A 25,681-nucleotide genomic window follows, 5' to 3' on the forward strand; every position below is an offset into this window, starting at 1 on the left:
GGCTTCACCTTTTCAAAAGGGGGATAAGCGACTTCAAGGATAAGAGAAAGAAATCCCTATCGGTCTATTTTCATAAAAGGGATAACGGGGTAGAATTAGCGCATAATATAAAGAATTAATTGGGCAAAATATATGAGTGACCTCCGAAATTTTATCAACACATTGCCAAAAGCTGAATTACACCTTCATCTTGAAGGTTCTTTGGAGCCAGAAATGATGATGCATTTGGCGACCAGAAATAACATTGAACTGCCCTATCAGTCCGTTGATGAAATCAAAGACGCTTATAATTTTTCAAACTTACAGGATTTTCTAGATATCTATTATCAGGGGATGAATGTTCTTCAGGCGGAACAGGATTTCTACGATCTGACTTTTGCTTACCTTAAGAAAGTCGCCGATGAGGGTGTGGTTCACGTTGAAGTTTTTTATGACCCTCAAGGGCATACAAGCAGGGGGGTTGCATTCTCTACTGTTACGAATGGTATCCTACGCGCTCTGGATGATGGGTTGGAAAAGCTGGGCGTAAGCTCAGAACTTATCATGTCATTCCTGCGCCACTTGAGTGAAGAAGAGGCCTTTGCAACACTTGAAGAAGCAAAACCATGGTTTGATGGACGTATTGTTGCTGTCGGACTGGATTCAAGCGAGATGGGACATCCTCCGTCAAAATTTGAGCGGGTTTTTGAGGCAGCTCGTGATTTGGACCTCAAACTTGTGGCACATGCAGGGGAAGAGGGGCCAGCAGAATATGTGCGGGAGGCTATTGAGCTTTTAAAGATTGATCGATTGGATCACGGTAACAGAACAATCGAAGATGCTGACTTAACTCAAAAGTTGGCACAGTCAGGCATTGCTTTTACTGTTTGTCCGCTTTCCAATCTTAAGCTCTGTGGCGTTACGGATATGAAAGAACATCCGCTCAAAGAAATGATGGAGGCAGGTCTGAAAGTGACGATAAATTCTGATGACCCGGCTTATTTTGGCGGTTACATGACAGCAAATTTTCTCTCAGTTGCCGAAGCTTTGGCGTTAAGCAAAGACGATATTGCCGTGTTGTGTCGCAATTCTATTGAAGGATCTTTCCTTACGGACAAAGAAAAACAACAGCATTTGAAACGTATAGATAATATTGCCTCAAGTCATAAATGATATGCTCTTTCTTGATCTGAAAACTAGTCTGTTGGTTGTGTGATGTTTTCTAAATTAGATAAGGTTACAGAGATTCTGAAAGAAGTTTCTGAACAGACAATTGTTCCAAGATTTCGAAATCTTTCTGAAGGTGACGTCTCATATAAAAAAGGCGGCGAAACGGTTACAATTGCAGATACTGAAGCCGAAGCCCTGCTTGAAAAACGTTTGATTGATTTATTTCCCGGTAGCCGGGTTATAGGGGAAGAAAAAGCCGCGAGCACGCCGAATATACTCGAAAAGATAGATGAGCGTGAACTGACATGGGTAATTGACCCGATTGACGGTACAAATAATTTTGCGCGAGGTCGGGATATTTTTAAAACCATGCTGGCTTTGCTTTATCAGGGAGAAACAGTTGCGGGGTGGATCTTAAGCCCTGTCGATAAAAGCATGCTTGAAGCCCGAAAGGGAGATGGTGCTTTTTTGGATGGTAAGCAATTAGATATAACAGAGACTATAAAGGCTTTAGATCAGAGTGTCGGGACGCTTCATGGATCAAAAGATCAGGACCCCGTTATTCGAAAATCATTGGATAAAAACAGATTTAGACTTAACACAGTTAATACCCTGCGCTGTGCCGGGGCTGATTATGAACGTCTGGCAACGTCTAAAACCCAGTTTGCTTTTTTTACCCGGTTAATGCCCTGGGATCATTTACCAGGTGAGCTTATTCATCGAGAGGCGGGTGGATACGGAGCTTGTCTCGACCGTACTGATTATAGTTTCAGAGCCTACAATAAGCAGGGGTTGTTATTGGCGCCAAATGAAGATCTTTGGGATGAAATACATCAAAGATTGTTCAACTCTTAAGTTAAGTGTACAAAATAATATTTTTCATACTTCGTTCTGAGACGAAACATATCAATGTCTAAAAATGGTAATACTCTTTTATCAAAATGATAAGAGGTTAAAATGATTACGTGTATTATTACCTACGAAATTGATCCCTATAAAAAGGACTTATTTAGCACCTATGCTCAAAATTGGGGGCAGGCCATTCCTGAGTGTGGGGCAGATCTTGTTGGTTATTTCTCTCCCCACGAAGGTTCAACAACTAGGGCCTATGGTATTTATAATATAGAGAGTATGGCAGCGTATGAGCTCTATCGACAAAGGTTGATGGGGCATCCTCTTGGGAAAGAAAATTATGAATTTGCCCAAAAGGAGAAATTTATTCTTAAAGAAGATCGTCTCTTTTTGAAGAATGCTTCCCTGCCTCATGCCGGTTTTATTGCGCCATGATTGCAGTGATTTTTGAGGTGATTCCAGCTGAAGGACAGAAAAATCACTATTTGTCGTTAGCTGCGGATCTGAAAGATAAGCTTGTGGATATTGATGGGTTTATTTCTATTGAGCGCTTTCAGTCGCTTATAGATGATCAAAAAATTCTTTCCCTATCGTTCTGGCGTGATGAAGCTGCTGTTAAGACATGGCGTAATTCATCTGATCACCGCCAGACACAAACCAAGGGGCGAGAAGGTGTCTTTTCTGACTATAGGTTACGAGTTGCTACTGTTGTTCGGGATTATGGCCTGAATGAAAGAGACGAAGCACCCGCTGATTCTAAAGCACTGTTTTCTTGATAAAACAGATATTCGCATTGAAGCCGGATTTTAATCCGGCTTTTCTTTGACATGACTGAATTTAATTGGAATTGTGTAGTTCCGTTCTAAACAAGATTCCAAAAAATGATTGCTGAAATCCTAGGGATTATCTCTCCCGTTTTAATTTGTATATCAATAGGCTTTATTTGGGCCAAAGCTGGCCGTAAGTTTGATACGCCTATGGTAACCTTTCTGGTAACCTATTTTAGTACACCGGCATTGGTGTTTTATACACTAGCAACCGTTGATTTGTCGATGGATGCTCTTGTGGCGATAGGTGGAGCCGCAACTTTGGCTAATATTATTTTTGCCATTGCTGGAAGTGCTTTCCTTGCAATACTTGGGCTTTCACAGCGTACTTATTTGCAATCTTTGACTTGGCCGAATGTGGGTAATATTGGGTTGCCTCTTTGTCTCCTCGCTTTTGGCGAAGAGGGGCTTGCATTGGCTATTGGGTTCTTTGCTGTTTATGTTGTCATACAACTGACCATTGGTGTTGCTTTTGTTTCTGGCGAGTTTTCGGTGAAATCTCTTGTCGGGATGCCGATTATTCCCGCAACAATCATCGCGACAATAGTATTGGTTGCTGATCTTACCGTTCCTGAGTGGATTTTGAATACGACAGAACTCATTGGTGATTTAACCATACCATTGATGCTCATTACCTTGGGGATTTCTTTGGCGAGTTTGAAGGTGGTTAATCTTGGGAGAAGTATTGCCTTAGCTATTTTTCGACTAGGAGGTGGCTTTCTGGTTGGTTTAAGTATCGTTTGGTTATTAGAGCTTGAAGGAGTTGCCGCCGGTGTGGTTATTTTACAATGCGCATTGCCCGTTGCTGTTTTCTGCTATCTCTTTTCTCAGCTTTATGAAAGAGAACCAGAGGAGGTTGCGAGTTTGGTTGTTATTTCGACAACGTTGTCAATAATCACGCTACCAGTTCTCATGTGGTTTGTTTTGCTTGTCTGATATATCTAAAAATAATACAGCTTTTTCAAAAGCTTTCAAATGTCCAATCAGTGATGGTGTTTTGAGTTGGTGGCGGGATCATTGCTTATGGAAGGGGACCTTGCCTTCGATGTTGGATCTCGATGTGTTTAAGTTTCCTAAATCTCTGCCGTATTTAGCTGTTTTTTCTTATGATTTCCAAAAGAATGACTATGTGTGTCGTCTCGCGGGTGAAATGGTTAATGTTTCACATCCGACAGTTCTCAAAAACGCAATGTTGTCAGAAGTGTACGAGAAGGAATTAGCTCATAAAATAAGAACCGATTGGGACCTGACGTTCAAAGCCCAAAGTGCTTTGTGTGTTACAGCTTATTTGGATCACCCAATAGAAGAGCTTTATTCTTGGCGATTTATTTTGCCTCTGTATGACGAGGCAAAAAACGGTAAGGTAATCCTTAGTCTGTCAGTGTATGATTATGACGCGGCTTATTATCATGATAAATATTTAAAGAAAAAATATCATGTATACGAATTGTCTGCCGATGATTTAGAAAAGAAAAATAATATAAATTAAGGAAGATAAAATCTCAGGATTGATCAGCTTTACAGTTAGGTAATTTGTTTGCTCTTAATCCATATATTTTCCATATATTCCAATGATGTATCGTTGATATTTAAATCGCGGTCTTTGATTGTTTTTTCAACATTACGAAATCTGTTTTCAAACTTCTGGTTTGTACGCCTTAGGGCTTGTTCCGGGTCTATTTTAAGGTGTCGCGCTAGGTTAACAACGGAAAACAGTACATCGCCAAGTTCGTCTTCGGCCCGATCATAATCAATTTTTTTCTCAGAAAGTATGACTTCTTTTAATTCATCAATTTCTTCATGAATTTTATCTATAACCGGGGCTATGTCTGGCCAATCAAAACCAACTTTGGCGGCCCGGTTCTGAAGTTTTATGGCACGTGTGGCTGCTGGCAGGCCGACTGTGATACCGTCTAATACACTCTCTTCTTCTTTTCCTTGCTTTGCTTCGCGCTCTTTTCTCTTCAGTTCTTCCCACGCGAGTTTTTGTTCTTCAACATTATCGTGCGAGATATCGCCATAAACGTGTGGGTGTCTGCTTATCATCTTTTCTGTAATCGCTTGGGCAACATCTTCAAATTCAAATAGATTTTCATCTTTTGCTATTTGGGCATGATAAACGACCTGTAATAAAAGATCGCCCAGTTCATCTTTGATCGATGCGGGGTCATTTTTTTCAATAGCATCAGCGACTTCATATGCTTCTTCAATTGTATAAGGGGCTATAGTACGGAAATTCTGTTCTATATCCCAGGGACACCCGCCGTCTGGATCTCTAAGGTCTTTCATTAAATCAATGAGGCGACGGATACCATCTTTATTGGTGTCTGGAATTTTTTTATTCATTTCGCACCCAGGAACATTGAAGAGATCACTTTAATTTAAGTCTCAATTAACGGTTGGGCAAAAAAATAATTCTATACGCCTGTTTTTGTTTGTTTATTCAGGAAATATCCTGAAACCGAAGTGCAATTAAATATTTACGTCAAGTATATGTTGGAAAATAAAATAAAGATTCACTGCTTTTTAATAATAAGGAGTTATTTTTTATGATTATTTATCTTCGTAAAGTATTTGCGCATGTTTGTCTTGCGTGAATTTAGATGTGGTTTTGTACCTATTCCTCGGGAAAATGGAACTAACGATATGCTCAATAAGTTATCACTAAGTGCAAAATTAACGCTATATAGTGGATTGATTGTCGTTCTTTGTTTGGTCGTTAGTATTTTTTTGATGGCCCGAACGACGGAAAATACAGTTCGGAATTTAACTCTTGATCAGGCAAGGGCAATTGGTCAAACAGAGGCCAAGGAAGTACAGCGACAACTTGATATCGGAATGACAGTTGCTCATTCTCTAACGCAGACTTTTATCGGTCTGAGAGAGAAAGGGATAACGGATCGCTCCGCTTTTGATGAGGTTTTGAGACAAACCTTGACCACAAACCCCGTTTTGGCTGGGGCTTGGGCTGGATATGAAAAGAATGCCCTTGATGGTAAAGATAGTGACTATGTTTCTGATGATAATCCAAGTGGCAGATATCTAACCTATTATTATAATTTTGGCAAAGGTGTTCTACCTTCCATTATTACTGCCTATGATGAAGATCAAACAACACCCGATACAGATTGGTACTATCTTCCGAAAAGAACCAAGCAACCTGTTATCGTTGATCCCATCGGCTATGATATCGAAGGTAATATTGTTACCTTGACGTCGTTTGTTTATCCGATCTTGGATAATAATAACAACTTTCTAGGCGTTGTTGGTGTCGATATGAATTTAAATGATATGGCCGCTTCTTTTAATAAACTTACCCCCTTTGAAACCGGCACTGTTAATCTGATTTCAAATAATGGCCAATGGGTCGCCCACAGTGATCCAGAACTACTTGGTAAGCCACTTGTGGATGAAAAGAATAAAAATGAAGTCTTGGAAACGGCTGTAGGACATGTTGAAAAAGGTGAAGCGTTTGAGCGGCTTGATGGCGATATTTACCGACTATTTATTCCATTGCACGTAAAGGACTCTGAAGCACCTTGGTCTGTCCTTATTAATGTACCTACGCATAAATTAACAGAGCATGCGACGACGATGGAGCAGTACACTATTATTGGTGGTTTGTTATTGCTTACTGTCCTTATCGTTGCATTACTTGCTCTTGGGCGCATTATTATCAGAAACCCATTGCAGGGTTCGATCGCTGTTATTACCTCTCTTATGCAAGGAAACTATAAAGTAGAGGTGCGAGGACAGGATCGTGGTGATGAGATTGGTGATATTAATCGTGCGTTAGAACAGTTTAAGGCCAATGCTGAGCGTGTTAGTCAGATGGAGGCGGAAAAGCTGGAATCTGAAAAACGGGCTTCTGAAGAAAGACAAAAATCACGGATGCAAATGGCAAATGATTTTGAGGCATCTGTCGGTCAAATCATATCCTCGGTTTCTGGTTCTGCGCATGAGATGAGAGCATCTGCTGAAACGATGTCTGGTGCAGCGACACAGTCATCAAATCAAGCATCTGTTGTTACAGATGCTGCGCAAGATGCTTCGGCTAATGTACAGTCTGTCGCTGCGGCAACAGAAGAGCTTTCCGCATCCATTAATGAAATCAGCAGTCAGGTACAACGTTCTGCTGATATCGCAAGTAATGCGGTTGAAGAAACATCCAGAACCAATCAGAAGATCGAAGGCCTTGCAAATGCGGCTGATAAGATTGGCGAAGTTGTAAAGCTTATTAACGATATTGCTGAGCAAACTAATCTGCTGGCCTTGAACGCAACCATTGAAGCAGCAAGAGCTGGAGAAGCAGGTAAAGGTTTTGCGGTCGTTGCCTCTGAAGTTAAATCCCTTGCGAATCAAACGGCAAAAGCTACGGAAGAAATTTCTGGTCAAATCAGCTCTATTCAGGGTGAAACCCGTGAGTCTGTTGCGGCAATACATGGTATTTCAAAAACAATTGATTCTATCCATGAAGTTGCAACCGCTATTGCTTCTGCGGTTGAAGAGCAAGGTGCCGCAACGGCAGAAATTACAAAATCTGTTCAGCAGGCTGCTAATGGTACAGACCAAGTGTCTTCAAACATAACCCAGGTAAGGGAGGCTGCAAATACAACAGGCTCGGCAGCTCAACAGGTCCAGAATTCGGCTTCTGGGCTTGCAGAAGAAGCTCAGCAGTTGGAAAATAAAGTGCATGAATTCTTGGGTCGTTTGAGGTCGGTGAACGAATAGGACGTATCTTTAAGGTAAGATATTTCTTATCAAAAAGCCTGTGGCATATACATTTATGCCACAGGCTTTTCGTTTTGTTTTCAAAGTTTACAAATTCTATTTCAAATAAGTAAAATAAATAACATAAACTTGAGATACTTTATGGTGACCTATTGTTGTTAATGCGAAACAAGAGGATGATTTTGCTCATAACGGCGAAATAAAATTAACTGGCCGATAAAAGTAACTAGTGCGATCCAGCACAAAAGAACAGCATGAGTATACTTCTTGGGAGACGAATACTGTCATGACGAATACAACAAATAAATTTAAACTATCCCGTCGTAAGTTATTAACCAGTGCAGCTGCTGCAGGTGCGGGCGCTGCGGTTTTTAGCGGTGGGACACCATACTCTTTCGTGAAAGGCGCTTATGCTGCTGATTTCCGAAATGATCCAAGTAGCCAATCTTTTATCAAGCTTGGTTTCAACGTACCACAAACTGGTCCATATGCGGATGAGGGCGCTGATGAGCTTCGTGCTTATCAGTTGGCTGTTAAGCACCTGAATGGTGAAGGTGACGGCGGAATGTTAACAACCATGAAGCCAAGTTCTCTTAAAGGAAATGGTATTCTTGGTAAAAAAGTTGAGTACGTTACAGGTGACACCCAAACAAAATCAGACGCTGCGCGTGCTTCTGCGAAGAGGATGATCGAAAAAGAGGGCGTAACTATGTTCTCTGGTGGTTCTTCATCTGGTGTGGCTATTGCAACCCAATCTCTTGCGCAAGAGATGGGTGTTATTTTCATGTGTGGTTTAACACACTCAAATGACACCACAGGTAAAGATAAGCGCCGTTATGGCTTCCGCCATTTCTTTAATGCTTATCAATCAGGTGCGGCTCTTGGTCCTGTTCTTAAGGAAGAAATGGGAACTGATCGTCGAGCTTATCATTTAACTGCTGATTATACCTGGGGTTGGACACAAGAAGAATCTATCAAGAACACCACAGAAGGCCTTGGCTGGGAAACTGTAAATACAGTTAAGACGCCTGTGGGAGCTGGTGATTTCTCTCAGTATATCACCCCGGTTCTTAATTCTGGCGCAGATGTGTTGATCCTGAACCACTATGGTAAGGATATGATCAACTCTTTGACACAGGCTGTACAGTTTGGCCTTCGTGACAAACAGGTGAATGGTAAAAACTTTGAAATTATCGTGCCTCTTTTCTCTCGTTTGATGGCGCAGGGTGCTGGTGAGAATATCAAAGGGATCTTGGGAACAACAAACTGGAACTGGGCACTTCAAGATGCTGGTTCACAGGCCTTTGTTAAATCCTTTGGTCAGGAATACGGCTTCCCGCCATCACAGGCTGCTCATACTTGTTATGTTCAGACACTGCTTTATGCAAATGCTTGTGAAATGGCTGGTACATTCTACCCACCAGAAGTTATTAAAGCTCTTGAAGGCTTTGAATTCGATGGTATGGGGAATGGCCCGACTGAATATCGTGCAGCTGATCACCAGTGCTTTAAAGATGTTCTTGTCGTGCGCGGAAATGCTAACCCGTCAACGCAGTTTGATCTTCTTGAAATTGTTAAAGAAGTTCCACGTGCACAGGTTGAGTACGATCCAGCCATCTTTGGCGGTGATCTCGGACCATACGAGGTTTAAGAACCCCGGTTTTAATCTGGCCGCTCTTGGGAGCGGCCAGAACTTTAATTTATGTAAGTTCTGACTGCATGTCAGAGTGCATTACTCTTTAAGATTTTTCTGTAATTTCTTAAGAGACAAACAGCAGCGAAAATAGAACAATGGATGCATTTGTATTGCAAGTCCTGAATGGCTTGGATAAAGGCGGATCTTACGCCCTTATTGCCTTGGGATTAACACTGATATTCGGCACGCTCGGAGTTGTTAACTTTGCTCATGGAGCACTGTTTATGCTCGGAGCTTTTTGTGCCGTTACCCTGAAAAAAATTCTGACCATTTCCAAACAAGTGAAAGATGAAAGTATTACTTTCTTCGATGCTTTTAAGGAGGTGCCATACCTTGAAATATGGTTTGGCGAAACAGGTACCGCAATTATTGATTATGCGGTTCCGTTGTCAATTTTACTTGCTATCCCCGTCATGCTTCTTATTGGTTTGGCAATGGAACGTGGGTTGATCAGGTTTTTCTATAAACGCACCCATGCTGAACAGATCCTTGTGACTTTTGGTCTAGCGATCGTGTTGCAAGAAATTGTTAAGGCATTCTTTGGTGCCAATCCTGTTCCAATGCCACCGCCTGAACTCTTAACAGGTTCTGCTGATATCGGTGCAGCCATAGGGCTTGGAGATTCGGTGATCTACCCCTGGTGGCGTCTGACTTACCTTCTCTTTGCTGGAATTATTATCACCGCTGTCTTCTGTTTCCTACAGTTTACAACCTTTGGGATGGTTGTGCGTGCAGGTATGCAAGATCGTGAGACTGTTGGTCTTCTTGGCATCAACATTGAGCGTCGATTTACGATTGTATTTGGGATCGCGGCAGTTGTATCTGGATTGGCTGGTGTCATGTACACACCAATCGTTCCGCCGGATTACCATTTGGGTATGGACTTCTTGGTTCTTTCTTTTGTCGTTGTTGTTGTCGGCGGGATGGGGTCTCTTGGTGGCGCAGTAACCGCTGGCTTCCTTTTGGGGATTTTACAATCTTTCGCGTCAATGAACGAAGTGAAAGAAATTCTCCCCGGTATCGATCAAATTATTATTTTCCTTGTTGCGGTTGTCATTCTTCTTGTTCGTCCAAGAGGCTTGATGGGACGCAAAGGCGTGATGGAGTCCTAATACAATGATTACTGCTACGCCTCGTAAAGATTTACTGCTTATGGGTATTTTTACCCTTGCAGTTCTCACGATGCCAATTTGGCTAGCACCAATTGGTGCTAGTTATCCTGATTTGCTTCAACGGTTTGCAATATTTGGTATATTTGCAATTGGTTTTAATATCCTCTTTGGCTTGACCGGGTATCTATCCTTTGGTCATGCCGCGTTCTTGGGTGTCGGTTCTTACACAGCTGTTTGGTCATTCAAGCTGTTGAGTATGAGTGTTGTCCCCGCGGTTATTTTCGGTGTTATAACATCCGGTTTGTTTGCTGTTGTTATCGGGTATATCAGTCTGCGTCGGTCAGGGATTTATTTCTCTATCTTGACACTTGCGTTTGCCCAGATGTCTTACAATCTGGCCTATTCGGTTCTTACTCCTATTACGAATGGGGAAACCGGACTACAGCTTAGCCTTAATGATCCTCGTGCTTTGGATAGCCTTGTTGGTGTTACGCCAACAAGTGGAATTCCACCGACCAATTTCTTTGGCATTGAAATGAGCGGTTATTCCGGTTTTTATTTCTGTGCCATACTCATGATCATCGGGTTCTATATCTCGATGCGGATATTCCGTTCCCCATTTGGCATGATGTTACGGGCGGTGAAATCCAATTCAAACCGTATGAGCTATACAGGTTTGAACATGCGTCCCTATACACTAACTGCGTTTGTTATCTCTGGCATGTATGCGGGTCTTGCAGGCTCTCTTATGGCCGTTACTGACCCACTTGCCGGTGCAGAACGGATGCAATGGACCGCTTCCGGGGAAGTTGTACTGATGACTATTCTCGGTGGTGTTGGCACCTTGATTGGCCCTGTGATCGGTGCGGGAGTTATCAAATACTTTGAGAACATATTCTCGGCGATTAATGAAAATGTTCTACACGGTATTTTCGATTTCTTTCCAGAGATCCTTCAAGATGGTGCCGTTGCGGTATTAAGTCTTTTTGTTGGTGAGGGCTGGCACCTGACACTTGGTATGTTGTTCATGCTAATTGTGGTCTTCTTGCCTGGTGGGATGGTCGAAGGTTTTACCCGGATTTATAGCCGTATTCGGAACAAGAACAACAAAAACAATGGTGAAGCTGGCTCTGTTGGCTCTGCCGAAGTTCAACCTGGTGAATAGAGAGATAATATTATGGGTATTCTTGAAGTTCGCGATGTGAACAAGAGCTTTGGTGGTCTTAAGGCCCTCAATAAAGTTGAGCTTGATGTGGAAGAGGGTTCTGTACATGCCATTATTGGCCCAAATGGAGCCGGAAAATCGACTTTCCTGAACTGTTTGGTTGGACTGTTAATTCCAGATAGTGGCAGCGTAAATTTCAATGGAAATTCTCTTTTGGGAATTAAACCACATGAAATTAATCAAGCCGGTGTTTCCCGAGTATTTCAGACGCCAGAGATTTTTAGTGATCTGTCGCTTTTGGATAATGTGGTGATCCCGACCTTGGCTTCACGCGATGGCGCTTTCAAACTGAATGGCTGGAAACGTGCGGATCAGGACAGTGAAATCATTGGACGTGCCGAACACATGCTCGAAGATGTTGGCTTGATTGATAAGCGCAACATGCATGCGGGCAGCCTTTCACGTGGTGATAAACGTCGACTGGAACTCGCAATGTGTTTGGTACAAAACCCCAAACTACTTTTGTTGGACGAACCAACAGCTGGGATGTCTCGTGCGGATACAAACAACACGATTGATCTGCTCAAGCGTATTGGGGAACGAGGAATTACCAAAGTGATTATTGAACACGATATGCATGTGGTGTTTTCCTTGGCTGATAAAGTAAGTGTTATGGCACAGGGAACGGTTATTGCTGAAGGGAGTCCTGAAGGTATTAAGGGCGATCCTCGTGTTCAGGAAGCTTATCTTGGGGGGGCGCATCTATGAGCCGAATGCAACCAATTAAAAGTGAAGGTACGGCCCCGGCCTATTTTTCCGCTCATGATCTTCATGCCTATTACGGCGAAAGCTATATCGTTCAGGGTGTTAGCTTTGACGTACGTGAAGGGGAAATCCTTGCGTTACTCGGGCGTAATGGCGCGGGAAAAACATCAACTCTTCGGGCAATTGCCCGGGCGGTTGATCCTGTTCTAACCCAGGGGGAAGTATGGCTGGATCATAAACCCCTTCACCGCATGAAAGATTTTGAAGCCGCTCAAAACGGTGTTGCTCTGGTGCCTGAAGATCGTCGAATTATTCCGGGGCTTACCGTTGAAGAAAATCTTCAACTTGCACAAATTGCAGAGCCTGTTGGCTGGTCGATTGAACGTCTCTATCAGCACTTTCCTCGTTTGGCAGAACGTCGAGATCAAGAAGGAATAACAATGTCTGGCGGGGAGCAGCAAATGCTTGCTGTCGCCCGTGCATTGGCCCGGGATGTTAAGCTGTTGTTGCTTGATGAACCCTACGAAGGTTTGGCACCTGTGATTGTTCATGAAATTGAATCAATTCTACAGGAAATCAAGACACATGGTATTACGACCATTATTGTGGAGCAGAACGCGATTGCTGCTCTACATCTTGCAGATAGAGCGATTATTCTGGATATGGGACAGGTCGTTTTTGACGGTACTGCACAAGAAGTACTGGATAATGAGGAACTTCGACACGAATATCTGGCAATCTAAAAAAGATTAAAAAAGTAGAGTAACGTATTATCTAGAGGGCGGCTTTTTAGCTGCCCTTTTTTTATGTCAAAAATTACAAATATTTGTTCTTATAAAGAGACTACTTAGGATAAAAGTAGAAACAGGACTTAAAAAACGATCTATAGGAGAGTGCTGTGGGTGAATTATTCGCTATTGCGAGTATTGTTGGTGTTGTTATCATTGGTGCGATGATGCCTGGACCCAGCTTTCTTGTTGTTGCTCGGATCTCTCTGGTAAATTCACGTGCTCATGGAATAGCCGCTTCTGTTGGCATGGGCCTTGGCGCTTTGGTTTTTGCTAGTTTGGCCTTGCTCGGATTACATCTTATCTTCACGCAAGTTGTTTGGTTGTACCTTTCTTTTAAGATTTTTGGCGGTTTTTACTTACTTTACCTGGGAATAAAAATTTGGCGGGGGGCCAGAGAAAAACTTGTCTCGGAAGAAGAGTGGACATCACAACCTCAGGTTGGGCAAAGCCTTATGCGTTCCTTCTATACTGCTTTTATAACTCAAATTAGTAATCCTAAAGCCGCGATTATTTATAGTGGTGTTTTTGCTGTTTTTATGCCGGCAGAAACCTCTAACTGGTTTCCGGTGCTTTTATTGCCGACTTTACTTTTAGTGGAAACAGGATGGTATGTTCTTGTGGCTTGTGCTCTTTCAGCCAAGGCATCGCGGCAGGTGTATTTAAAATCCAAAAGCTTAATTGACCGAATTGCGGGTGGTTTGATGGGAGTATTGGGAATAAAACTTTTAACATCAAATGCCTAAGGAGCTACTTTAAAGCGTTTAGAGAGATACCTATTTGTGAAGTGCTAAGTTTCAAATACTGATGTATGCAGGATGAAAAGAAATATGGTTGAGAGAAAACCGAACTTATTTCAGAAAAACTCAGATAATGGGGAAGGGGGTAAACCTTCGAGAGGTGGTATTTCAGCCTTTTGGCTTTTTATCATTCTCATTGTTTTGACTGGTCTGGGAGTGTTTTTTCTTGCTGATCGTTTTCCCGGCTCCCTTAGCAGAGATGATGACCAAATAGATTTGGTCCGAAGTCTTGCGATTTTACTCATGATTATGTCGTCAATTCTAGGTGTTGGTCGGCTTCAAAAGTCTGATCTTCCAAAATATTTGCGTGATATCGGATTGTGGGCAGCTATATTTATTCTCCTTTTTGTTGGCTATAGCTATCGCGATGTCTTTGAAAATGTTTGGGATCGGGCTTCGAACAATCTTATCCCTGCTCAAGCCTATACAAATCAGGCTGGTGATCTTGAATTTACCCGTTCCAGCGACGGGCATTTTTACATAGAAATGTTTGTTGATGACGAGCGTGTAAAGTTTCTTGTTGATACAGGTGCGAGTTCAATTGTTTTAAGCCTTGCGGATACACAACGTTTGGGATTTGACCTTGATAAACTGACTTTCAATCGAATCTTTGAAACCGCTAATGGCACGGGAAGAGGGGCTTCGGCACAAGTTAACCGCATGACATTAGGAGAACGACAGTTTCAAGACGTGCGTGTTTCTATAAACCAAGCTCCAATGTCGACATCGTTGCTTGGTATGACATTTCTAAAGCGCTTTCCCAGTTTCGAATTCCGTGGGGATAAACTTATTCTTAGATCACAATAAAATCGGCTCGTATTAACAACTGATCCTAAGCCAATTTGCTGTGATAGTCTTCTCGAACAGGTTTGAGGACAGTAATCGTGTCTTCTTCGAGAAAACCTTGTTCTATCAACCCATTAATAGCTTCTTGCGGAATTATGGGGGCGTTTTCATCTACTAATTCCCATTCCCAATGGCTATGTTGAAAGACCAAACGTCCTTTCCCTGACCAATAATAGTCGAGGATAGCTTTCTCGGCTTGCTCCATCTCTTGCCAATCAAGGCCATATATCTGGTGGTGTATTTTTATGCCTGCTTTGGCTGATTCCCTCAGCATACAGCTGGCGCCGGGGCTTTTGCCATCCCAGAGAAGAATTAGTCCGTCAGCATAGTTTGCCATTTCTCGGTTTCTAAGTTCACCTGCTTCGCGGCCATATTTTACCCAATCAGCATGAAGCACTTTTTTGGGTACATTATTATTTTCTGCCCATTGTTCGCCCAGTATGTCGACACCACGGCAACCACCGGATACCACTTCCTCTATTGACCAATTGACGCTCTCGACAAAGTTTTTAAGGGCGTCGTAATCATTAATTGTACGAGAGCCAGCAATAATTACTTTCATAATAATACCTTTGTTAAAGCAGATTTGGTAATGATCATTGTATACATTAAAACTTCGGAATAAATGTGGAAATTTGACGCAGTTAATAGAAGCAGCACAGTTGAAAGATCGTAAATAGTAGATGTTAAATAATAACTGTAATTTTGAGCTATAAACTCTGTTGGTTTTGATAAAATTTCATTAATATCTATCTCGTAATATGTAGGTATGTTTATGTTGCCGGATACCATTTAAACAAGCGTCTTATCATTGGAGTATGTCGTATAAGAAGTCTATTGCCTGGTATCTTCTGTTTTATCTGGTTTTTTTGTAGTGCTTTTGTAGGGATATTGGCTGCAGAGGAACGATCTTCCTTGTCTGGTGAGTATGTTTTTGCCATCGGTGCTGAAGACTATCCACCCTATGAATATGTTGAAGAGGGTAAGTTAACCGGCTTTCATATTGAACTTATTCGTGCTGTTGCTGAAAAAAACAATCTGGATATAATGTTTGAACGCTATCCCTTTAAGCGAGCGCAACAGATGCTTAAAACAGGGAAAATTGATGCCTTTACCTATTATGGACGGACGGCCGAGCGCGAGAAAGATACGCGTTATTTAGAGGGCAATATACTTCATACCGCAAAGATTGTTTATGTGGTGCTTAAGTCGCGAGCGGATGAAATCGTTTTCAACGGTAACCTCGAGTTACTCAGTGATTATCGTATTGTGACCCAAGCTGGTTTTTCATATGGGCATGAATTCGATAGTGCCGATTATCTGAAAAAGTATGCTGCACCATCACTTAATGGATTAAAAGATTTACTGCTTAATGGTCGCGGTGATCTCGGTATTGTTTATCTCAGCGACTTTTATTCTGCCTATAAAGATACAGCAATTTTGGATAAGTTCACTATTGTTGACCCACCAGTGTTGGAGCGCCCGATGTATATTGGGTTTTCTAAGAAAGCTGAAAAAGATAATATTAGTATTTTCTTTGCCAATAAAATGTTGGAATTCAGAGAAACTGATGCTTATTGGACCACATACTATAAATATTTTTCAAAAGAATAAAGTAAACCCTATTGGTAGTAACAAGATTTATCATATTTTCTTTTAAGGCTAAGGCTGTCGTGCCATGTTCTCTATGGTTTTGTAGCACTGTAGGGTGCTGAATATCACATCGATTAAAGTTATTACTTTTTAGGGGGACATAACCATGACGACAACACAGTAAGGTCTTATAATTTTCCATAATATAGATTATGCGAACAACAAATTTTTATTTAAACTCTATCCAGTAACTAAACTCATCCCCAGAATGACGGCATTAGAACGACCAACACTGTAAATACTTCTAAGCGTCCAATTAGCATTTCAATTGATAAAACCCATTTGGCAATGTCAGGAAGACTGGCAAAGTTTCCGTCGGGACCTATTATTGTCCCCAAGCCCGGGCCAACGTTCGTGATCGCTGTAACACTGGCAGTAAAAGATGTTAATGGATCTAGCCCAACGACCCCCAAAATTACTGTTGCGATAAAGGTTGTCGTAAAAAATACGGCTAAAAAAGCAAGAACAGATCGTTGAAGGTCTTCTGTTATATTTCGCCCGTTATAAGTTTGCGATAGAACACGGTTTGGGCTCATTAAACTTAGAGTGTGGTTTTTGACAATAAGCCATAAAATTTGAAAACGATAAATTTTAATTGCGCCGCTCGTCGAGCCTGTACAGCCCCCTACTAACGTTAAGACAAGAAAAACACTACCAGCTGCTGTTCCCCACGCAAGATAGTTATCGCTGGCATAACCCGTCGTTGTGACGATTGATACGACATTAAATGTGCTTAAAGTTAAGGCATCAAAAAAATTAATATGCTTTGAAAACGCAAGCCATAGAGCCAAGATAATTGATGTTCCAGCTAGAAAGTACAGAAATCCTTTTACTTGGGGGTCACGAAGGAGTGTGGTTTTATTTTTTTTAAGTGATTGAATGTAAAGGGTAAAAGGCAGCGCCCCGAAAATCATGAATAGTGTGCATATCCATTGTGTCGATGCGTTTTCAAAATAACCAAAAGATGCATCGTGAGTAGAAAATCCCCCCGTAGATATCGTTGTCATTGCATGGTTAATTGCATCAAATACTGTCATCCCAGACCAGTAGAATAAAACCATGCATATAAGGGTCAAGCTGATGTAAATGCTCAGTAACCAAACAGCAAGAAGGTATGCTCTTGGCAAAACTTTGACTGAATTGTCAGAGCTTTCCAATGCAAAAAGTTGCATACCACCGCTTCTGATAAATGGTAAAATGAAAATTGCCATCGCAATGATGCCGATACCGCCGATCCATTGTAGTAACGACCGCCATATCAGAATACCTGGGGGTAAGTTGTCCAGGTTAGTTAAAACAGTCGACCCTGTTGTGGTCATGGCTGACATTGTCTCAAAAAAAGCATCTGTATAGCTTATATCGAGGCCAATTAATGGAATGGCAGAAAATCCGGGCACAACAATCCAGCATAAAAGAGTAAGCAAATAAGCCTGTCTTATATTAATTTCATAAATTTTATTTGTACGGTTGCTTAAGTAGAGTGTGCCCCCGCAGGCCATTGTTAAGCTTGCGCAAATAGAAAAAATGATCCAATCGGGGTTCTGCTTTGAAATATCTACAGCTGCCGGGAATAACATTAGAATTGAAAGGCTGCATAATAAAGTTCCCAACGTGGTCAGGATAGGTCTGAAATCAAGCATTATGATCGATCTTATCATCTTGGTAATCGAGTGACGTTGCTCTCGTTATCCTATGCTGTCAATTGATATTATTGCGCGACGATTTCTCTTTAAGAAGCATGTTTTCTTAGCTGGTTTGGTTTTTCTTTTATAAATAGAATGTTCATGATATGTTCTTTGTGGCGGTAAATTATTAGACCCTATTGTAAGGAAGAAGATCTGATGATTAATGGAAGTTGTCTGTGTGGTACCGTGAAATTTGAAATTTCAGGAGAACCATCTTCATTGAGTTATTGCCACTGTTCCAGGTGCCGAAAAGCGGCGGGCATTTTTTCTGCTGTGTTGATCGGTAAAGCTGGTGATCTCAGGGTTACGGCAGGTCAAAACAGTATTGCTAAGGCCCCTACTGATCCGGAATGGAATTTAGAACGATGCTTTTGTCAGAAATGCGGTACTTCACTTGGCGACATGGCGACCGGTGACATATATGTCGTTGCTGCCTCGGCATTGGATGATGACCCCGGTATACGTCCAACAGTACATATTCATACTGGATCAAAACCTGATTGGTATCAAATTGATGATAATCTACAAAAGTTTGAAGGTGATTATGTGTCTTGAATTCTGTTAAGATCAGAGACATAGTTTTTGTAAGTGATACTTTGAAAGTGATTAATAACACATTGTTATTGCATAGATAAAATAAGGTGAGGTTATTAGACCTCACCTTATTTCTTTATACGGTATTATCTAAATCAAATGGGTTTAAGTAATAAGCCAAGCCTACGAATACCTTCGTTGATTGTATCTTCGTTTGCTTGAGAGAAACTCAGACGCATTGTATTGCGGTTTGATCCATCTGCATAGAACGCGTGGCCAGGAACAAAGGCAACACGTTGTGTTTCGATTGACTCTGCCAACAACTCAGCACCATCCAGATGTTCGGGGAGAGTTAGCCAAATAAACATCCCACCTTCGGGTTTTGTCCAGCTTACGCCCTGTGGCATGTATTTTTCCAGTGCTGCAAGCATGCAATCTCGTCTGGTCGAATAGGCTGTGAAAATCTTGGCAACCTGTTTATCAAAACCTTTGGAGGCAACTTCGTGAATGGCAATCTGGTTAATTGTGGAACTATGGAGGTCAGCGGCTTGTTTCATTAATACGAGCTTGCTGATAACTGTCTGGGCGGCACAGACCCACCCTACCCTCAAACCTGGCGCAAGTGTTTTAGAGAAACTACCGCAATAGAGTGTTCGGGTTTCGTCGATATGCCCCTTACGTTGAATATCAAGGGCCAGAATTGGCGGAATTGCTTCACCGTCATATCGAAGAGATTGATAAGCCGCGTCTTCGATAACTGGGATATCAAGCTCTTCAGCAAGATCCAGTAGTTTTTCACGACCGGAACGATCAAGCGTTTCCCCGGTTGGATTTGCGAAATCCACAGACATATAAGCGAACTTAACTTGGCTATTCTTTTCCGCTGCGGCTTCTTGATATTCTTTCGCAGAGCGATTGCCATTTGCGATCAAACGATCGTAATGGGGTTCATAAGCGTTAAAGGCCCCAAGCGCGCCCATATAGGTTGGCCATGTCACAAGTGCTGTGTCATTTGGCGACAGTAATAGTTTGCCCAAATAATCCAGAGCTTGCTGTGATCCGGATGTAATCAGGATATTATCGATGCTACAGGGAATACCAAGACCTTCCATTTGCTTGGCTATCCACTGTCGCAGAGGAACATAGCCCTCACTTACTGAATATTGCAAAGCAGTTGTTTGTTTGTCACCCGTCAGGGTATTGGCAAAGGCCTGCTGGAATTCTTCCGTCGGGAAAAGCGCGGGATCAGGAATACCGCCAGCAAATGAGATAATGTCTGGTTGGTCCAGAAGCTTGAGTAACTCCCGAATTTCGGACGCCTTCATACGTGAAGACCGCGTGGCAAATACTTTTTCCCAATCCATAAACCGTAACTCCTGTAGAATAAGAAGTTACCAGTACTTCAGGAAACTTGATCCTGTCAATAATGATAAATTTTAGAAAGTTGATTCCAGAGGTAGTTTGGTAGAAACTGTGAAAGATTGCAAATTTCTTCAGAAAAAAGAAACAAAGCCGCAGCCGATTATGCACATGTGATCCGAGAACCCCCCAACCCGTCAGATAGAGCATTTCTGGAGAAGAAGTTAAAGCTGGTCTAAACGAAAAATGGCTAGCCGAGTCATAAGCGTTCGGTTCGAAGCGCCTAACTGAAATTTAGCTGTAATTTACATTTCTCCTGTTTAATTTATAAGGTAACGAGACAATAGATCTTGTCGATACAGCTGCTATGCAAAAAAACATTGAGTGAGAAAGCTATCATGCCAAAGTTCAAATTTCTTATTTCTATTTACTTGATTTTATCCATTCTCGGGCTGTTAGCGACTTGGTACTATAATTTTCAGTATTTCTCTATGAGCGAGAGCATTAATTTTGGACCTTACCTCAAAGCATTACTAGTCAACCCCGCAACTACAGCTGTAACTGTTGACATTTATTTTACGGCAGTGGTCTTTTCTGTTTGGGTTTTGGTAGAGTCCAAACGAGTAGGTATGAAATACCCCTACATATATGTATTACTCTGCTTTGGGGTAGGTATAGCTTTTTCTTTCCCTTTGTTTCTCGCATTTCGTGAAAAACAAAGGGAAAGATAACCATCATTTTTTTGAACACGTAAAATTTCCTGATCATGTGAAATCATATGACAATACTAGGAACAAATATACAGGCTGTGCCAGCTACTATAAGGCTTAGCTTGGCAATAGCGGATTTTACTGCAATTAGGCCATAAGAAATACAGGTTAACCCAAGGCCAATTTGTAGAAATGCAAGTAGGGCCTTAAATGGTGTGTCAGAAAGGCTTAGTATATCCGGGTTCGCTATCATGCCTAAGGGGATGATATAAAGGCCGACGCCCAAAGCCATCGCCGTTAGAGCAACTTTAAGCCAGTTTTCCCCGATCATGCCTGCGGCAATAAAAACTGCGCCGCATACGGGCGGTGTAATTGTGGAGAGTAAGGCAAACCAGAAAACAAACAGATGTGCCTGAAGTGGCGCAAGCCCTAGTTGGGTTAGTGCTGGGCCTGCTACTGATATACATATCACATAGGCTGCCGTAGTTGGAACTTCCATACCCAGAATAAGACAGGCTAAAGCAGTGAGAAAGAGCGAGGGCCACAGCAACCCACCAGACCCGGATAGGATCAATGATGTGATTTTAACGCCCAAACCAGTAATTGAAAGTACGCCAATTATGATAGAGGCACAGAGTATGATCGCCGCGATCATGGATACTTGTTTGGCGGCATTAATAGTAGCATTTTCAATTCGATAAAGAGTTTCTTTTAAGTCGAATATAAGTTTTTTTGTGATAAATAGTAGCAAAAATCCAGCAATAATAGCCATACATGCTGCGTATTGAGGCGTGTAGCCAAAATAAAACATACCCAAAAGCAGGACACTAAAGGGAACAAGAAAGAATGCAGATGTAATAAAGACGTCTTTTGTATTTGGTCTGTCCTTGTCCTCTATTCCCTTGAGATTCTGATTACGCGCATAGGCGTTAATCCCAACCCAGACGGCCAAAAAAAACAGAATGGCGGGTAAAATAGCTGCACTCATAATACTGGTATAGGGAATACCGGTAAGCTCGACCATAACAAAGGCCCCTGCTCCCATTAATGGCGGCATAATCTGGCCACCAGAAGATGCAACGGCCTCGACGGCAGCGGCAAGTCGTTTGGGATAGCCGAGGCGCGTCATGGCTGGCAAGGTAATCGCACCTGTTGAAGCAACGTTTGCAGAAGCTGAACCGGAAATAGAGCCAAATAAAGCAGAGGAGATCACAGATACCTTTGCCGCACCGCCTTTTAAACGACCTGCCGCGGCGGCAGCGACATTCATAAATCCCTGTCCGGCTTCACCTGCGTTTAAGACCGCACCGAATATGACAAAGATAGAAACAACGCTGACGGAAACCCCTGTCAAGCTTCCCCAAATACCGCCTTCGGCAATGGTTAGGGTGCCAAGGAAGCTTTTGAGAGGAGTGCCAGCATGGCCAAATTCGCCGGGAATGTATTGGCCCAGCAGTCCATAAAAAAGCGCAAGCGCTGCGACAATTGGTAAGGGCCAGCCAATGGCCCGTCTTGCAGCTTCGAGCACGACGAGAAGAAGGGTAATCGCAATGGCAATCTGAAGGTCATTTTCGAGAAATCCGTATTGGTCCCCAAGCATGTCGTGGTTCATCGTGATCCAAAGAGCTGCGCCAATACCAAGCACAGCAAAAAGAATTCCTGAGACCCGTGATAACGCGCTCCCTTGATTACCGAATATAAGAACCCACGGGAGAATAAATGCCAAATGAAGGGGGCGGCTAACGAGATTGGGCACCAAGCCTGAAAAAATCAAACCAATATGAAAGATAACGAGCGAGGCTGCGAAGCCAAAGCAGACTAGGCGAGCGAACTTGGAGGAAAAATCAGGCATGAGATTATACTGTTAGAGGAATTTGTGCGTATAAATAACAAAAATCCCGACTGGTCAATACAATCGGGATTTTTGCCGAGACTTTTTCGGGGATTTTCGAAGATCTATAATGTGATTTGGTTATTGTTGTGCTTCGCTTAGCGTTATACCTTTTTCTGTGTAATAACGAACTGCGCCGGGATGGATTTTGCCCTCAATATTCGACAGCAAGTCATTACTAACGCCATTCCACCATGCCGCTGACTGACCCATAGTTTCTTTTTGGTCCCAATAGGTTTTGGTGAGTTGATAGGCTGTTTCGTCATCCATAGCTGTTGTTGTGTAAGCTACAACAGGGAGTGACGTTGTTGTGATATCTGTATCCTGCCCGCTATAGGTTCCTGCTGGAATTGTAAGCTCTTTACGCTTTGAAGCTTTTATTTGTTCCGGCGTTAAGGACAGCACGCTAACGCCAGTAGATGCTGCGGCCTCAATGACGTTCGGCGCAGGATAAGAGCCTGCTGTTACAAATCCATCAATTTGACCATTTTTTAGGGCTGGAACAGCATTGGAAAGTTCGACATTTGCGAGTTCTACTTTACCTTCCAGACCAAAAAGCTTGAGGTATTTAGCGCCTTCTTTTGCCCCAAATGATCCTTTGCCTAAGAGGATTTTCTTCCCTTCCAAGCCTGCAAAATCTTTGATGCCACTGTTTTCGGATACGACAAAGTGCATTGTGAGTGAAGGAATAGGGAATAAAGCTCTGATCTCACCAAATTTTGGGTCGCCTTTGCCTTCGAACATTGCCTTTCCAGCCTTAGCCAATCGCACGAGAGCGGGTGGCGTGGTGAAAACATAATCCCCACCTCTAGCGCGTACTTCCATCACATTTTGGACGGACCCCTGGCTTTCTTCAACTGTAACCACAATATCGCCAGATGAGCCGGCTTTCATGGCCTCGGCAATTTGAACGGCCATCTGATAGTAGGAAGACGTCGTTTTCGCTGATTTATAGGTAATGCGTGTTTCTGCCATCGACGGCATGGCTATGACCATGGAGGTTATGGCAGCAAGACTGATTTTCTTTAAGTGTTTCATCAGAACTTCCTATCAGATGTATATTTTGAAGATGAGTAGATCTAAGATTTATACGTTATTTATTAGGGGGCGATCGTAGGTTGCCTGTCTGCGTATTGTCAACACTGGTTACTATTATCTTAGGTTATTGTTTAATGGGGAATAATGCAGAAGGGAATGAAAGGACGTAAATTTGTGCCTGAGTTTACAATTCAATTTAATAGATAAGATTTTTTTGCAAAAAAACAGGAAATAACAATAGGTTATTTCCTGTTTTCAAAGTAAAATATTATTTGTGGAAAGCACTTATATTACAGTGTTGCTGGAAAATCCTTGAGGGGATCGCCAAACTTGTGTTCAGTCCACTTGACGATTAGAAAACCGCTGATTGCTATTGTTGCAGCAACTAGGGCTGACATCATTAGTGGTTCCAGTAATAACTGACTATTTCTTCCAAGAATAGGAAGAAGTGTTGCAAATGCACTAGCAGCAAAAATCGTAGCCAGCAGTGTTCCAATTCGGCTTAACACCCAACCAGAAGACTTAAGTATCACTGGTAAATAGGTGGGCTTTTTACGCATGATACAACTACCTTTCTCTGTAGTTAAGAACGATACACTACCTGTTGTTGAAACAAATTTCAATCGGGTGCGCAATTTTGCCACAGATAAATCGGATTATAGGTAATGTTTTTCAAGGGTGAAAATATATTTAAATAGGCTAAAATACTTTAAATTTTGCTTCGATATCAGAGATATAATGAATTGTTTTTGCTGTGTCTAAACTGGCGAAGTATTTAAAAAAAATATTATGATTTTTTTATTACGTGGAGGTTTGATTCAAATTTCATTTAGGGAAAGATTTTAGGAACTGGGGTACACAAAGCTTGCTGCTTGCTACTTATCAGGTATTCTGAAGCGCAAATGTAAAAGCGTATAATTAAGTGAGAAATATCATAATGATCCGTGTTTCAAGTAATTTCGACGCAGGCAATATTCGTTGCCTGTCTTGTGATAATCCTTCTGATATTCAGTTAGAGATTGAATCAGATACGAATTCTCATTTTTATCAGTGGTTTTACTTTCGCCTGAGCGGTGGATTGGATCAAAATTGTACGTTAAAAATTCTCAATGCAGGTGGAGCTGCTTATCCCGGTGGGTGGGAAAACTATCAGGCTGTTGCTTCATATGACCGAGAGACATGGTTCCGTGTACCAACAACGTCGTATGATGGGCAGACTTTAACGATTGAATTTACACCAGGGTATAATTCAGTCTATTTCGCTTATTTCGCCCCCTACTCTATGGAACGTCATGCCGATCTCATAGCTGAAGCTCAGCATGGTCAAGGTGTTAACCTCGATGTTCTAGGGCAAACTATTGATGGTCAGGATATTGACCTTTTAACGATTGGTGAAGCGGACAAAAATAAAAAATCCTGCTGGATAATTGGAAGGCAACACCCTGGGGAAAGTATGACAGAGTTCTGGATGGAAGGGTTTCTGGGACGACTGTTGGATGAAAATGATGCCATTGCTCGAGAGTTGTTAAAAAAGGCTGTCTTTTATGTCGTCCCGAATATGAACCCGGATGGAAGTCGGCGGGGTAACCTTCGTGTTAACGCAGTTGGATCAAATCTGAACCGTGAATGGCAAGCACCTTCGTTAGAAAAAAGCCCCGAAGTTTATTATGTACGTGAAAAAATGATGGAAACCGGTGTCGATCTTATGTTCGATATTCACGGTGATGAGGCTATTCCTCATAACTTCATTGCAGGAACCCACGGTATCCCCTCTTTTGATGATCGTCTGTTAAATCTGTTAGACCGTTTCCAAACTTATTATATGGAAGCAAACCCTGACTTTCAGACCACTCATGGTTACCCACAGAATGAACCTGGGAATGCTAACCTAACTATCTGTAGTAATAACACGGCGGAAACGCACGATTGTTTGTCTATGACACTAGAGATGCCCTTTAAGGATACGGCTGATGCCCCAAATGAATTTGAAGGATGGTCGCCGGATCGATCTGAGAAGCTTGGCGCAAGTAGCTTGGACGCTATCTATCGGATAATTGATGACCTAAGATAACATGTGGAA

Annotated in this window: 25 protein-coding genes; 18 read left to right on the plus strand and 7 right to left on the minus strand. The window is 42.2% G+C overall.

Annotated features, from left to right (window positions below; translation table 11 throughout):
* Nucleotides 1-132: 132 nt before the first annotated feature.
* The 6 genes from ACN0QW_RS05360 (at nt 133) to ACN0QW_RS05385 (ending at nt 4,317) form a co-directional block, all read left to right on the plus strand.
* Entirely contained in the window at nt 133-1,152 is a 1,020-nt protein-coding gene (locus ACN0QW_RS05360) for an adenosine deaminase (RefSeq protein WP_417429421.1), read from the plus strand.
* A 42-nt stretch (nt 1,153-1,194) separates the two neighbouring features.
* Complete coding sequence (locus ACN0QW_RS05365) at nt 1,195-2,004, plus strand: inositol monophosphatase family protein (RefSeq protein WP_417429423.1); 810 nt, start codon at nt 1,195-1,197, stop codon at nt 2,002-2,004.
* 102 nt (nt 2,005-2,106) lie between these two features.
* Nucleotides 2,107-2,436, plus strand: a complete 330-nt coding sequence (locus tag ACN0QW_RS05370; RefSeq protein WP_417429425.1) for an NIPSNAP family protein — start codon at nt 2,107-2,109, stop codon at nt 2,434-2,436.
* Nucleotides 2,433-2,777 carry an antibiotic biosynthesis monooxygenase family protein gene (locus ACN0QW_RS05375; RefSeq protein WP_417429427.1) on the plus strand — a complete coding sequence of 115 codons (345 nt, stop codon included), beginning with the start codon at nt 2,433-2,435 and terminating at the stop codon, nt 2,775-2,777. Before ACN0QW_RS05370 ends, ACN0QW_RS05375 begins: the two co-directional genes overlap by 4 nt.
* 105 nt (nt 2,778-2,882) lie before the next feature.
* Complete coding sequence (locus ACN0QW_RS05380) at nt 2,883-3,764, plus strand: AEC family transporter (protein WP_417429429.1); 882 nt, start codon at nt 2,883-2,885, stop codon at nt 3,762-3,764.
* On the plus strand, nt 3,757-4,317 hold the full coding sequence (locus ACN0QW_RS05385) for a hypothetical protein (protein WP_417429431.1): 561 nt from the start codon (nt 3,757-3,759) through the stop codon (nt 4,315-4,317). The genes ACN0QW_RS05380 and ACN0QW_RS05385 overlap by 8 nt, the downstream gene beginning before the upstream one ends.
* Before the next feature lie 35 nt (nt 4,318-4,352).
* Here ACN0QW_RS05385 and mazG read toward each other — a convergent pair whose 3' ends face one another.
* Nucleotides 4,353-5,174 (minus strand): nucleoside triphosphate pyrophosphohydrolase, encoded by an 822-nt coding sequence (mazG, locus tag ACN0QW_RS05390; protein WP_417429433.1) that lies wholly within the window; start codon nt 5,172-5,174, stop codon nt 4,353-4,355.
* A 300-nt stretch (nt 5,175-5,474) separates the two neighbouring features.
* On the opposite strand from mazG, the gene ACN0QW_RS05395 reads away from it, so the two are divergent.
* The 8 genes from ACN0QW_RS05395 to ACN0QW_RS05430 all read left to right on the plus strand — a co-directional run bounded on the left by ACN0QW_RS05395 (nt 5,475) and on the right by ACN0QW_RS05430 (nt 14,692).
* Nucleotides 5,475-7,559 carry a methyl-accepting chemotaxis protein gene (locus tag ACN0QW_RS05395; RefSeq protein ID WP_417429435.1) on the plus strand — a complete coding sequence of 695 codons (2,085 nt, stop codon included), beginning with the start codon at nt 5,475-5,477 and terminating at the stop codon, nt 7,557-7,559.
* A 286-nt stretch (nt 7,560-7,845) separates the two neighbouring features.
* Entirely contained in the window at nt 7,846-9,210 is a 1,365-nt protein-coding gene (locus ACN0QW_RS05400) for a substrate-binding protein (protein ID WP_417429437.1), read from the plus strand.
* Nucleotides 9,211-9,350: 140 nt separating this feature from the next.
* A complete protein-coding gene (locus tag ACN0QW_RS05405) occupies nt 9,351-10,367 on the plus strand; it encodes a branched-chain amino acid ABC transporter permease (RefSeq protein WP_417429439.1) in 1,017 nt (338 codons plus the stop codon).
* Between the two features lie 4 nt (nt 10,368-10,371).
* Nucleotides 10,372-11,532: a branched-chain amino acid ABC transporter permease gene (locus ACN0QW_RS05410; RefSeq protein ID WP_417429441.1), complete on the plus strand. Its 1,161-nt coding sequence runs from the start codon at nt 10,372-10,374 to the stop codon at nt 11,530-11,532.
* Nucleotides 11,533-11,544: 12 nt separating this feature from the next.
* The gene (locus tag ACN0QW_RS05415) at nt 11,545-12,300 is read left to right on the plus strand and encodes an ABC transporter ATP-binding protein (protein WP_417429443.1); all 756 of its coding nucleotides are present in this window, start codon (nt 11,545-11,547) and stop codon (nt 12,298-12,300) included.
* On the plus strand, nt 12,297-13,040 hold the full coding sequence (locus tag ACN0QW_RS05420; protein WP_299372738.1) for an ABC transporter ATP-binding protein: 744 nt from the start codon (nt 12,297-12,299) through the stop codon (nt 13,038-13,040). The genes ACN0QW_RS05415 and ACN0QW_RS05420 overlap by 4 nt, the downstream gene beginning before the upstream one ends.
* Nucleotides 13,041-13,195: 155 nt before the next feature.
* A complete protein-coding gene (locus tag ACN0QW_RS05425; RefSeq protein ID WP_417429446.1) occupies nt 13,196-13,831 on the plus strand; it encodes a LysE family translocator in 636 nt (211 codons plus the stop codon).
* Between the two features lie 84 nt (nt 13,832-13,915).
* Nucleotides 13,916-14,692, plus strand: coding sequence for a retropepsin-like aspartic protease family protein (locus ACN0QW_RS05430; protein ID WP_417429448.1), 777 nt, complete (start codon nt 13,916-13,918; stop codon nt 14,690-14,692).
* A 25-nt stretch (nt 14,693-14,717) separates the two neighbouring features.
* Here the strand turns inward: ACN0QW_RS05430 and ACN0QW_RS05435 are convergent, their stop codons facing one another.
* Nucleotides 14,718-15,293 carry an SLOG family protein gene (locus ACN0QW_RS05435; protein ID WP_417429450.1) on the minus strand — a complete coding sequence of 192 codons (576 nt, stop codon included), beginning with the start codon at nt 15,291-15,293 and terminating at the stop codon, nt 14,718-14,720.
* A gap of 353 nt (nt 15,294-15,646) precedes the next feature.
* Here ACN0QW_RS05435 and ACN0QW_RS05440 point away from each other — a divergent pair, with 353 nt between their 5' ends.
* The gene (locus ACN0QW_RS05440) at nt 15,647-16,345 is read left to right on the plus strand and encodes a substrate-binding periplasmic protein (protein WP_417429452.1); all 699 of its coding nucleotides are present in this window, start codon (nt 15,647-15,649) and stop codon (nt 16,343-16,345) included.
* A 236-nt stretch (nt 16,346-16,581) separates the two neighbouring features.
* On the opposite strand, the gene ACN0QW_RS05445 is transcribed toward ACN0QW_RS05440, so the two are convergent.
* A complete protein-coding gene (locus ACN0QW_RS05445; RefSeq protein WP_417429454.1) occupies nt 16,582-18,024 on the minus strand; it encodes a TrkH family potassium uptake protein in 1,443 nt (480 codons plus the stop codon).
* A gap of 201 nt (nt 18,025-18,225) precedes the next feature.
* Between ACN0QW_RS05445 and ACN0QW_RS05450 the strand changes: the two genes are divergently transcribed.
* Nucleotides 18,226-18,624: a GFA family protein gene (locus ACN0QW_RS05450; RefSeq protein ID WP_417429456.1), complete on the plus strand. Its 399-nt coding sequence runs from the start codon at nt 18,226-18,228 to the stop codon at nt 18,622-18,624.
* Nucleotides 18,625-18,758: 134 nt separating this feature from the next.
* Here ACN0QW_RS05450 and ACN0QW_RS05455 read toward each other — a convergent pair whose 3' ends face one another.
* A complete protein-coding gene (locus tag ACN0QW_RS05455; protein WP_417429458.1) occupies nt 18,759-19,967 on the minus strand; it encodes a PLP-dependent aminotransferase family protein in 1,209 nt (402 codons plus the stop codon).
* Nucleotides 19,968-20,360: 393 nt separating this feature from the next.
* Here ACN0QW_RS05455 and ACN0QW_RS05460 point away from each other — a divergent pair, with 393 nt between their 5' ends.
* Nucleotides 20,361-20,693, plus strand: coding sequence for a DUF2834 domain-containing protein (locus tag ACN0QW_RS05460; RefSeq protein ID WP_417429460.1), 333 nt, complete (start codon nt 20,361-20,363; stop codon nt 20,691-20,693).
* A 43-nt stretch (nt 20,694-20,736) separates the two neighbouring features.
* Here the strand turns inward: ACN0QW_RS05460 and ACN0QW_RS05465 are convergent, their stop codons facing one another.
* The 3 genes from ACN0QW_RS05465 to ACN0QW_RS05475 all read right to left on the minus strand — a co-directional run bounded on the left by ACN0QW_RS05465 (nt 20,737) and on the right by ACN0QW_RS05475 (nt 24,161).
* Nucleotides 20,737-22,524: a TRAP transporter permease gene (locus tag ACN0QW_RS05465; protein ID WP_417429462.1), complete on the minus strand. Its 1,788-nt coding sequence runs from the start codon at nt 22,522-22,524 to the stop codon at nt 20,737-20,739.
* A 120-nt stretch (nt 22,525-22,644) separates the two neighbouring features.
* The gene (locus tag ACN0QW_RS05470; protein WP_417429464.1) at nt 22,645-23,601 is read right to left on the minus strand and encodes a TAXI family TRAP transporter solute-binding subunit; all 957 of its coding nucleotides are present in this window, start codon (nt 23,599-23,601) and stop codon (nt 22,645-22,647) included.
* Nucleotides 23,602-23,891: 290 nt separating this feature from the next.
* A complete protein-coding gene (locus ACN0QW_RS05475; protein ID WP_299372771.1) occupies nt 23,892-24,161 on the minus strand; it encodes a hypothetical protein in 270 nt (89 codons plus the stop codon).
* Between the two features lie 377 nt (nt 24,162-24,538).
* Here ACN0QW_RS05475 and ACN0QW_RS05480 point away from each other — a divergent pair, with 377 nt between their 5' ends.
* Entirely contained in the window at nt 24,539-25,672 is a 1,134-nt protein-coding gene (locus ACN0QW_RS05480) for a M14-type cytosolic carboxypeptidase (protein WP_417429467.1), read from the plus strand.
* Nucleotides 25,673-25,681: the final 9 nt, after the last annotated feature.

This window comes from Kiloniella sp. (genome assembly GCF_048259265.1).
Taxonomy (GTDB): domain Bacteria; phylum Pseudomonadota; class Alphaproteobacteria; order Kiloniellales; family Kiloniellaceae; genus Kiloniella.

Bases quoted from the DNA above. Each gene is read 5' to 3' on its own strand.
- ACN0QW_RS05435 (WP_417429450.1), bottom strand. From the start codon at position 15,293: ATGAAAGTAATTATTGCTGGCTCTCGTACAATTAATGATTACGACGCC.
- mazG (WP_417429433.1), bottom strand. From the start codon at position 5,174: ATGAATAAAAAAATTCCAGACACCAATAAAGATGGTATCCGTCGCCTC.
- ACN0QW_RS05360 (WP_417429421.1), top strand. From the start codon at position 133: ATGAGTGACCTCCGAAATTTTATCAACACATTGCCAAAAGCTGAATTA.
- ACN0QW_RS05470 (WP_417429464.1), bottom strand. From the start codon at position 23,601: ATGAAACACTTAAAGAAAATCAGTCTTGCTGCCATAACCTCCATGGTC.
- ACN0QW_RS05430 (WP_417429448.1), top strand. From the start codon at position 13,916: ATGGTTGAGAGAAAACCGAACTTATTTCAGAAAAACTCAGATAATGGG.
- ACN0QW_RS05405 (WP_417429439.1), top strand. From the start codon at position 9,351: ATGGATGCATTTGTATTGCAAGTCCTGAATGGCTTGGATAAAGGCGGA.
- ACN0QW_RS05365 (WP_417429423.1), top strand. From the start codon at position 1,195: ATGTTTTCTAAATTAGATAAGGTTACAGAGATTCTGAAAGAAGTTTCT.
- ACN0QW_RS05400 (WP_417429437.1), top strand. From the start codon at position 7,846: ATGACGAATACAACAAATAAATTTAAACTATCCCGTCGTAAGTTATTA.
- ACN0QW_RS05410 (WP_417429441.1), top strand. From the start codon at position 10,372: ATGATTACTGCTACGCCTCGTAAAGATTTACTGCTTATGGGTATTTTT.
- ACN0QW_RS05395 (WP_417429435.1), top strand. From the start codon at position 5,475: ATGCTCAATAAGTTATCACTAAGTGCAAAATTAACGCTATATAGTGGA.
- ACN0QW_RS05415 (WP_417429443.1), top strand. From the start codon at position 11,545: ATGGGTATTCTTGAAGTTCGCGATGTGAACAAGAGCTTTGGTGGTCTT.
- ACN0QW_RS05375 (WP_417429427.1), top strand. From the start codon at position 2,433: ATGATTGCAGTGATTTTTGAGGTGATTCCAGCTGAAGGACAGAAAAAT.
- ACN0QW_RS05465 (WP_417429462.1), bottom strand. From the start codon at position 22,524: ATGCCTGATTTTTCCTCCAAGTTCGCTCGCCTAGTCTGCTTTGGCTTC.
- ACN0QW_RS05380 (WP_417429429.1), top strand. From the start codon at position 2,883: ATGATTGCTGAAATCCTAGGGATTATCTCTCCCGTTTTAATTTGTATA.
- ACN0QW_RS05420 (WP_299372738.1), top strand. From the start codon at position 12,297: ATGAGCCGAATGCAACCAATTAAAAGTGAAGGTACGGCCCCGGCCTAT.
- ACN0QW_RS05460 (WP_417429460.1), top strand. From the start codon at position 20,361: ATGCCAAAGTTCAAATTTCTTATTTCTATTTACTTGATTTTATCCATT.
- ACN0QW_RS05370 (WP_417429425.1), top strand. From the start codon at position 2,107: ATGATTACGTGTATTATTACCTACGAAATTGATCCCTATAAAAAGGAC.
- ACN0QW_RS05455 (WP_417429458.1), bottom strand. From the start codon at position 19,967: ATGGATTGGGAAAAAGTATTTGCCACGCGGTCTTCACGTATGAAGGCG.
- ACN0QW_RS05480 (WP_417429467.1), top strand. From the start codon at position 24,539: ATGATCCGTGTTTCAAGTAATTTCGACGCAGGCAATATTCGTTGCCTG.
- ACN0QW_RS05450 (WP_417429456.1), top strand. From the start codon at position 18,226: ATGATTAATGGAAGTTGTCTGTGTGGTACCGTGAAATTTGAAATTTCA.
- ACN0QW_RS05475 (WP_299372771.1), bottom strand. From the start codon at position 24,161: ATGCGTAAAAAGCCCACCTATTTACCAGTGATACTTAAGTCTTCTGGT.
- ACN0QW_RS05445 (WP_417429454.1), bottom strand. From the start codon at position 18,024: ATGCTTGATTTCAGACCTATCCTGACCACGTTGGGAACTTTATTATGC.